The organism is Pseudomonas sp. AC083, from assembly GCF_979253165.1.
The window spans coordinates 1-234 of the sequence record NZ_CEEDDH010000360.1; the positions used below are offsets into that span (position 1 = coordinate 1).

The window sequence follows — 234 nt, forward strand, 5'->3', positions numbered from 1 at the left end:
CTTTAATTTTACTTTGTACTAAAACAAGCAGCTGGGCTATTCGTTCAGACTGACCATCAATTTCCGAATGCAGTGATTTAACATGGTCTGTTTGTGCTTCTAACTGGCCAATTGCATCGAAGTAAGGTGTAAGGTAATCATCTTCTTCCGTTAATAAATAGCCACGCTGCCCAGACTCGGCCTGTACAATAGATAAATGCAATTGCTCTATTGCCGAACTTAGCATGCTAGTGT

At 40.6% G+C, this 234-nt stretch carries 1 protein-coding gene; it reads right to left on the reverse strand.

The features are described from left to right. Nucleotides 1-234 (reverse strand): CHASE3 domain-containing protein (locus tag AC0IXA_RS28195; protein ID WP_471815026.1); only part of this gene is annotated, 234 nt, incomplete at both ends.